Annotated in this window: 6 protein-coding genes; 3 read left to right on the top strand and 3 right to left on the bottom strand. The window is 66.7% G+C overall.

The features are described from left to right. Window positions 1-141 precede the first annotated feature (141 nt). Window positions 142-1,395, bottom strand: coding sequence for an NADP-dependent malic enzyme (locus ACFWM7_RS15485; RefSeq protein ID WP_383260464.1), 1,254 nt, complete (start codon window positions 1,393-1,395; stop codon window positions 142-144). A gap of 524 nt (window positions 1,396-1,919) precedes the next feature. Between ACFWM7_RS15485 and ACFWM7_RS15480 the strand changes: the two genes are divergently transcribed. Genes ACFWM7_RS15480 through ACFWM7_RS15470 form a run of 3 tightly spaced genes read left to right on the top strand, consistent with a single transcriptional unit; the run spans window position 1,920 to window position 4,636 of the window. Next, window positions 1,920-2,870, top strand: coding sequence for an ABC transporter substrate-binding protein (locus ACFWM7_RS15480; RefSeq protein WP_383260462.1), 951 nt, complete (start codon window positions 1,920-1,922; stop codon window positions 2,868-2,870). Window positions 2,871-2,912: 42 nt separating this feature from the next. After that, window positions 2,913-3,875, top strand: coding sequence for an amino acid ABC transporter permease (locus ACFWM7_RS15475; RefSeq protein ID WP_383260457.1), 963 nt, complete (start codon window positions 2,913-2,915; stop codon window positions 3,873-3,875). Beyond that, on the top strand, window positions 3,872-4,636 hold the full coding sequence (locus tag ACFWM7_RS15470) for an amino acid ABC transporter ATP-binding protein (RefSeq protein WP_383260455.1): 765 nt from the start codon (window positions 3,872-3,874) through the stop codon (window positions 4,634-4,636). The genes ACFWM7_RS15475 and ACFWM7_RS15470 overlap by 4 nt, the downstream gene beginning before the upstream one ends. A 456-nt stretch (window positions 4,637-5,092) precedes the next feature. Here the strand turns inward: ACFWM7_RS15470 and ACFWM7_RS15465 are convergent, their stop codons facing one another. Further along, the gene (locus ACFWM7_RS15465; RefSeq protein WP_383260451.1) at window positions 5,093-5,392 is read right to left on the bottom strand and encodes a hypothetical protein; all 300 of its coding nucleotides are present in this window, start codon (window positions 5,390-5,392) and stop codon (window positions 5,093-5,095) included. Window positions 5,393-5,701: 309 nt separating this feature from the next. Then, on the bottom strand, window positions 5,702-6,463 hold the full coding sequence (locus ACFWM7_RS15460; RefSeq protein WP_383260449.1) for a class I SAM-dependent methyltransferase: 762 nt from the start codon (window positions 6,461-6,463) through the stop codon (window positions 5,702-5,704). Window positions 6,464-6,542 lie beyond the last annotated feature (79 nt).

The raw sequence follows: 6,542 nt of genomic DNA, 5'->3' as shown, positions 1-6,542 counted from the left end.
GCCCCGGACCCCGGTCCGCAATCGCCGCAGGGGCTTGATTGGTGCGGGCCCACGCTGCTCAAAGCTCCGCAAGGCGGAAACGCAAGGGCGGGGCCCGTACAAGTACAGGCCCCGCCCCATCACACACCGCTCAACGCCACATCAGCGCCGAGCCACACCCTCCGCCCGCGCCGCCGCGGCAACGGCCGCAGTGACCGCCGGCGCGACCCGCTCGTCGAACGGGGACGGGATCACGTAGTCCGCCGCCAGCTCATCGCCGACCACGTCGGCCAACGCGTTGGCCGCCGCGATCTTCATGCCCTCCGTGATCCGCGAGGCCCGGACCTGGAGCGCACCGGCGAAGATGCCCGGGAACGCCAGCACGTTGTTGATCTGGTTCGGGAAGTCCGACCGCCCGGTCGCCACCACGGCCGCGTACTTGTGCGCGATCTCCGGGTGGACCTCCGGGTTCGGGTTGGCCATGGCGAAGACGTACGCACCGGGCGCCATCGAGGCCACCGCCGCCTCCGGGACCGTACCGCCGGAGACGCCGATGAAGACGTCCGCACCGGCGAGCGCCTGCTCCAGCGAACCGGACAGGCCCGCCCGGTTCGTCAGCTCCGCCAGCTCGCGCTTGACCTCGGTGAGGTCGTCGCGGTCGCGGCTGACGATGCCCTTGCGGTCGGCCACCGCGATGTCGCCGATCCCCGCCTCCAGCAGGAACTTGGCGATGGCCACGCCCGCCGCGCCCGCGCCGGAGATGACGCCGCGCAGATCGCCGAGCGTCCGTCCGGAGAGCTTCGCGGCGTTGCGCAGGGCGGCCAGCGTGACGACCGCGGTGCCGTGCTGGTCGTCATGGAAGACCGGGATGTCCAGCCGCTCCTGGAGCTTGCGCTCGATCTCGAAGCAGCGGGGCGCCGAGATGTCCTCGAGGTTGACCCCGCCGAAGGAGGGCGCGAGCCGGACGACGGTGTCGACGATCTCGTCGGCGTCGGTGGTCGCGAGCGCGATCGGCACCGCGTCGACGCCGCCGAACTGCTTGAAGAGGATGGCCTTGCCCTCCATCACGGGGAGGGACGCCTCGGGCCCGATGTCACCGAGGCCGAGCACGGCGGTGCCGTCCGTCACGACGGCCACGACCTGGGACTTCCAGGTGTAGTCGTGGACGAGCTCGGGGTTGTCGGCGATGGCGCTGCACACTTTCGCCACTCCGGGCGTGTACGCCAGGGAGAGGTCGTCCTTGTCCCGGATCGGGACGGTGGCCTGCACAGCCATCTTCCCTCCCCGATGGAGGGCGAAGGCCGGATCGAAGGGCTCGTCGGCCCCGGTGTCCGCCGCGCTCGTGCGCTGGATGCCACGGTCGGTGGCGCTGTCGATGGTGCTGTCGCTGCGAGGATTGACGATCTCCGCTGCCATGGTGTTGACCCCTTAAGTCTTCATCGTTTGAGGGTGGCCACTCCTGGTTGAGGAGGGGTGGGCGGGCACCGCGTACGTGCCCCGCACCGAGCGGTTGGCCCGCCCCGGCAGGGAGAGGTACGTACGCGCGGGCGCGCCGCACACGCGCCCTGAGCCCCGGATGAGGGGTGTAAACGTCTTTCTTACCGGACGAACGGTGTTACGGACGAGTCCATATCGACGCGGTGACGTGACTCATAGTCGAATATCTGGACAAGTCGGCAAACCGGTATAAATGCCGTCCACGAGTCGAGACGTGCCGAAGATTCTCCGGCGTGGGGATTGATTCCCCACAGAAGGTCCGGTCCCGAGGTACCGGCCGTTGATGTTCGGGGGTCGCCCGTTATCCGATTTTGACATGGCTGGACCCCTGGATGGGCCAGTCCGAATGGCAGGATGCCGTCATCACACAAGGTGGCGACACTCGAAGGTGCGTGCCAAGCCGCCCACCAGCACCTATCCCTCACCTGCCGGAGGATCCCGACATGACCGCAAGCATCACGCGTCGTACGACCGCGAAGACCCGGATCGCGGCGGTCGGCGCCATCGCGGTCGCCGGCACCATGCTGCTGACCGCCTGTGGCGACCAGACGAACTCCGGCACGTCGGAGGGGACCACGTCCTCCGACGCGCCGCTCTTCGCCAAGCTGCCCGAGAAGATCCAGAAGGCCCGTGTCATCAAGGTCGGCACCGACGCCGCCTATGCCCCCATGGAGTACGAGGAGGGCGGCAAGATCGTCGGTATCGACCCCGACATCGCCGCCGCTCTCGGCAAGGAGCTGGGTGTCACGTTCCAGTTCACCAGCGGTACGTTCGATGGCCTGATCTCGTCGCTGAACACCGGGCGCCAGGACATCGTCATGTCCGCCATGAGCGACACCAAGGCCCGCCAGGAGGGCCTGGACGACACGGGCAAGAAGACCGGCACGGGTGTCGACTTCGTCGACTACTTCACCTCCGGCGTCTCGCTGCTGGTCAAGAAGGGCAACCCGCAGAACATCACGTCCCTCGACGACCTGTGCGGCAAGAAGGTCGCCGTGCAGCGCGGCACGATCTACCACGACACGTTCAAGGCGCAGGCCGCCACCTGCAAGAAGGACGGCAAGGGCACGCTGACGATCGAGGCGTTCGACACCGACGCCGAGGCGCAGACCAGGGTGAAGTCCGGCGGTGCGGTCGCCGACCTCAACGACTACCCGGTCGCCGCGCACATCGCCAAGACCGCGGGCGGCGGCAAGGACTTCGAGGTCGCCGGCGGCCAGACCGACGCCGGTCCGTTCGGCATCGCCGTCGACAAGGACAACACCCAGCTGCGCGACGCGCTCAAGGAAGCGCTGGACGCGATCATCAAGAACGGTGAATACAAGAAGGTCCTGGAGAAGTGGGACGTCACGAACAGCGCCGTGACCAAGGCGACCATCAACGCCGGCAAGTAGGACCGCGGCCACGCCTTCCCCGTTCACCGAAGGGCAGTCATCGTGACTGACAAGTTCAGCAAGCCCCCCTCCGACCAGCCACCAGCCGGCGCGGAGGCCGAAAAGGGGAGCCACCAGCTCCCCGAGCAGATCACGGCCATCCCGGTACGCCACACGGGCCGCTGGCTCAGCGGCGGCATCGTCCTGGCCCTGCTCGGCACGCTCGTCTATTCGTTTTCCCAGGGTGACGTCAACTGGGGCACCGTCGGCAACCTGATCTTCGACGACCGGATCATCACCGGCATGGGCCGGACGCTGCTGATCAGCGTCCTCTCGATGCTGATCGGCTTGGTGCTCGGCATCACCTTCGCCGTCATGCGACTCTCGAAGAATCCGGTGACCGGAGCCGTCTCCTGGCTCTACATCTGGTTCTTCCGCGGCACGCCGGTCTACGTCCAGCTGCTGCTGTGGTTCAACCTGGCGCTGATCTTCCCCATCCTCAACCTTGGTTTCTACAAGGACGAGATGGTCGACGTCATGACCCCGTTCATGGTCGCCCTGCTGGGCCTCGGCCTGAACCAGGGCGCCTATATGGCGGAGATCGTCCGGGCCGGCATCCAGTCCGTCGACGAGGGCCAGACCGAGGCGGCCCACGCTCTGGGCATGTCGAGCGGCAAGACCATGCGGCGCATCGTCCTTCCGCAGGCCATGCGGGTGATCGTGCCGCCGAGCGGCAACGAGTTCATCAACCTGCTCAAGACCTCGTCCCTGGTGTCGGCCGTCCAGTACACGGAGCTGCTGCGGGCCGCGCAGAACATCGGCTCCACGTCGTTCGCCGTCATGGAGACCCTGCTGGTCGCCTCCGTCTGGTACCTGACGCTGACCAGTGTGTTCAGCATCGGCCAGTACTACGTCGAGCGGCACTACGCCCGCGGCTCGTTGCGGCAGCTGCCGCCGACGCCGTTGCAGAAGATCAAGATGAAGATGGTCTCCCTGAGCGGTTCCCGAGGAGGGGTTTCGGCATGACCACCCCCATGGTGAAGGCCGAGGGCGTCCACAAGTCCTTCGGCGCAGCGCACATCCTCAAGGGCATCGACCTGGAGGTGGCCCCCCGCGAGGTGTTCTGCCTGGTCGGCCCGTCGGGCTCCGGCAAGTCCACCTTCCTGCGGTGCATCAACCACCTGGAGCAGATCAACGGCGGGCGTCTCTACGTCGACGGTCAGCTGGTCGGCTACCGGCAGAAGGGCGACAAGCTCTACGAGCTCAAGGACCGGGAGGTCGCGGCCCAGCGCCGCGATATCGGCATGGTCTTCCAGCGGTTCAACCTGTTCCCGCACATGACGGCGATCGAGAACGTCATGGAAGCCCCGGTCCAGGTCAAGGGCGAGTCCAAGGCCGTGGCCCGGGCCCGCGCCGAGAAGCTGCTGGACCGGGTGGGTCTGGGCGACAAGGCGAAGAACTACCCCTCGCAGCTCTCCGGCGGTCAGCAGCAGCGCGTGGCGATCGCCCGCGCGCTGGCCATGGAGCCGAAGCTGATGCTCTTCGACGAGCCGACCTCGGCGCTCGACCCGGAGCTGGTGGGTGACGTCCTGGACGTCATGCGCGGGTTGGCCGAGGACGGCATGACGATGATCGTCGTCACCCACGAAATGGGCTTCGCCCGCGAGGTGGGCGACGCACTGGTCTTCATGGACGACGGCGTGGTGGTCGAGTCGGGCCACCCGCGCGACGTGCTGACCAACCCGCAGCACGACCGGACGAAGTCGTTCCTGTCGAAGGTGCTCTGAGGGTCGCCGGGCACGAATGTGCCGGTAGGCCTGGGAGTTGACCCCGGCCATACCGGCACATTCACTCATGCGGTCAGTGGATGTATGTCGTCCATCCCTGTCCGGGCACATTCACCTGGTGCCCGCGTTTCTCGATGGTGTCGTCCGAGTGGCACTTCGCCTTGCTCGTTCCGGTTCCGGAGAAGGCCGTCCCGTATTTTTTCGTCCGGTAGAACGTGTCCGGGTTGATGCACCCGAGATACGCGCGGACCTGCCTGCCGCACGGATTGCTTGTGGATTTCACCGTGTAGGACTTTCCGCTGGTGGAACCACTGACCCTGACAACACAGCTCGGATCCGCCTGTGCACCTGCTACGAATACGGGCAATCCACTGAACGCCATTACGGCAGCGGCCCCGACCATCGCGCCATGCCTCAACTTCACGAGTTCCCCCTAGATCAATTCGGTGGCGCCGGTCACCTGGGGCTGATGTAGCCGTTGTAGGAGTACGAGAGGAACTGCGCCTTGCCGCGCGGCCCGTCCTGCACGAATCCCTGGAAGGCGACGTACTTGTTGTGCCCTTCGATGAAGTCGTAGTCGCACACCTTCGGACCGTTGTGAGCGCCGTCGGTATCTGCACACTGGCCGACTCGCCCCGAACCGTCCATCGCCTTCCACTTCACCACAGCCCGCATGCCGTCCTTGCGGAGATCGTTCACGGTGAACTTGTCCCCGTTGGCATCGAAGCAGATGTCATAGACGGCACCCTGATCCACGGCACACGTTTTCGTGCTCGCCGCATTGGCAGGACTTACCGTGAGCAGCGTCCCAGCTCCCGCGATGGTCAGCGCGAGAGCTGCGGACAGAGGTCGACATTTCATACGAGACCTTCCCCTGTTTGAGCCGTACTACGGCCTCGCGCCATCCGATCACCGATACCTCAGGGGATCAATACACCCACGGAGAGTTTATGGTCCGCGAGGATTCCGATACGTACCCATTTGGGCACAGCGAAGCATCGGAATCACCTCGCCCTCTGAAGCAATAATTCAGAGAACCACGCCTCGCCGAGAGTCTTTGGCCGCCTACTTCACAGCGAGCACCAGCGAGTCCGACGGCGACGCCCAGACCGCGCGCGCCTCACCGAAGCCGGAGGCGACCAGGGTGCGGGCGTGCCAGTCGGCGGAGGGCATCTCCCCGTCCGCGTGCTCGCCGTAGATCACGAACCGCTCGGCGGTCGGCCCGGCGAGGACCGGGTCCTTCGCGGCGACGGCCCACCAGGCGGCCCAGTCCAGCGCGCCGGCGGCCTTGGCCCGGTCCATCGCGGCGTGCCGGTGGGCGCGTTCGGCGGCGTTGATGCGGGGGGTGGCCGTGTCGATCGTGCGGTCGGCGTTCATGAACACCCCGCCGTCCCGGACGAGGCCGCCGATCTGCCCGTAGAGCGCGGCGAGCGGCTCACTGTGCAGCCAGTGCAGGGCGGTGGCGGTGAGGACGGCATCGTACGAGGTGTGGGGCAGCCGGGCCGTCCAGTCCGGGTCCTTGAGGTCGGCGGTGACGAAGGTGACCCGGTCGTCGCCCTCGAAGGTGCCGCGGGCGATGGCCAGGAGCGCGGGGTCGAGATCGACGCCGGTGCTCGTGGCGTTCGGGAACCGCTTGAGGAGCCGGTCCGTAATACTTCCCGTACCGCAGGCGAGGTCGAGCACCCGCGGTTCCGGTCCGACGACCGCCTCGACCATGTCCAGCATCACCCGGAACCGCTCCTCGCGGTCGGGCATGTACCACTCCTGCTGCCGGTCCCAGCTCTTCTGCCAGGACTGCCAGTCGGTTCCCGTAGCCGTCTCCGTCACGTCACCCTCCACGTAATGCCCGTTCACGACAGTCGACCATTACACTGGCCGATGCCCCGACTCTAGACCGACGCCGTAA

It is taken from the genome of Streptomyces sp. NPDC058375 (assembly GCF_042723425.1).
GTDB classification, from domain to species: domain Bacteria; phylum Actinomycetota; class Actinomycetes; order Streptomycetales; family Streptomycetaceae; genus Streptomyces; species Streptomyces durocortorensis.
The sequence above is the reverse complement of the archived record's forward strand: the minus strand, read 5'-3'. Positions and strand labels throughout refer to the sequence as shown.

Coding starts and splice junctions, on each gene's coding strand:
- ACFWM7_RS15485 (WP_383260464.1), bottom strand. CDS start 1,395: ATGGCAGCGGAGATCGTCAATCCTCGCAGCGACAGCACCATCGACAGC.
- ACFWM7_RS15470 (WP_383260455.1), top strand. CDS start 3,872: ATGACCACCCCCATGGTGAAGGCCGAGGGCGTCCACAAGTCCTTCGGC.
- ACFWM7_RS15480 (WP_383260462.1), top strand. CDS start 1,920: ATGACCGCAAGCATCACGCGTCGTACGACCGCGAAGACCCGGATCGCG.